Raw genomic sequence first — 1,177 nt, 5'->3', positions numbered from 1 at the left:
GTTCTCCGCCTGCGGGCCCTTCGGGCCCTGCGTGACGTCGAAGGTCACGACCTGGTTCTCCTCGAGCGAACGGAAGCCGTTCGCGTTGATCGCGGAGTAGTGGACGAAGACATCCGGGCCGCCGCCGTCCTGGGCGATGAAGCCGAAGCCCTTTTCAGCGTTGAACCACTTCACGGTTCCGGTAGCCATGAGCCCTCCTATGGGCCAAAGGGTCGCCCTGCTCCAGAACCTGCAAACAAGTCTGAAAACTACAAAAGCCTGCGGGTCACATGCTCCGCAGGCTCTGTACTGCAAGGGAAACCAAACTGCAACTTGCGTTGAGCGTAGCACGCAGGATGCTCGCGGCGGTAGAGGGAAAGATCACGTCACCCGCATGTTTGATTCCGCTCCGTGTGCTGACGCGCGTGCCCCGCCGATGCCCACACCGTGAGACGGGTCTAGCCTCGCGATGTGGACAAAGCAACCGACGACCAGCAGCGCAGCCGGCCCCGCGTCGGACACATCCAGTTCCTCAACTGCCTCCCCCTCTACTGGGGCCTGGCCAGGACCGGAACGCTCCTCGATCTCGAGCTCACCAAGGACACCCCGGAAAAGCTCAGCGAGCGGCTCGTCCGGGGCGATCTCGACATCGGGCCCATCACCCTCGTCGAGTACCTCCGCAACGCGGACGACCTGGTCGCGCTCCCCGACATCGCCGTCGGCTGCGACGGGCCCGTCATGTCCTGCGTGATCGTCTCCCAGCGGCCCCTGGCGGAGCTCGACCGCGCGCGCGTGGCCCTCGGCTCCACCTCCCGCACCTCGGTACGCCTCGCCCAGCTGCTCCTGGCCGAGCAGTACGGGGTCCGGCCCGACTACTACACCTGCCCGCCGGACCTCGGCCTGATGATGCAGGAGGCGGAGGCCGCCGTCCTGATCGGCGACGCCGCGCTCCGGGCCTCCCTGCACGACGCGCCCCGGCTCGGCCTCCAGGTCCACGACCTGGGGCTCATGTGGAAGGAGTGGACGGGCCTGCCGTTCGTCTTCGCCGTGTGGGCGGCCCGCAAGGACTTCCTGGCGCGCGAGCCGGAGACCGTCCACGAGGTGCACCAGGCGTTCCTGGCCTCCCGCGACCTCTCCCTCGAAGAGGTCGCCAAGGTCGCCGAGCAGGCCGCCCGCTGGGAGACCTTCGACGCCGAAC

Annotated in this window: 2 protein-coding genes; one reads left to right on the top strand and one right to left on the bottom strand. The window is 67.6% G+C overall.

Translation table 11 applies throughout. The features are described 5' to 3' along the window. A partial coding sequence (locus tag CCN56_RS37250) for a cold-shock protein (protein ID WP_086832139.1) occupies positions 1-189 on the bottom strand: 189 nt, incomplete at its 3' end. A gap of 261 nt (positions 190-450) precedes the next feature. Between CCN56_RS37250 and CCN56_RS37240 the strand changes: the two genes are divergently transcribed. Then, positions 451-1,177: menaquinone biosynthetic enzyme MqnA/MqnD family protein (locus tag CCN56_RS37240; protein WP_086832140.1), on the top strand; the 727-nt coding region annotated here is incomplete at its 3' end.

It is taken from the genome of Streptomyces sp. NRRL B-24572, assembly GCF_002156145.1.
Lineage (GTDB): Bacteria > Actinomycetota > Actinomycetes > Streptomycetales > Streptomycetaceae > Streptomyces > Streptomyces vietnamensis.
The sequence above is the reverse complement of the archived record's forward strand: the minus strand, read 5'-3'. Positions and strand labels throughout refer to the sequence as shown.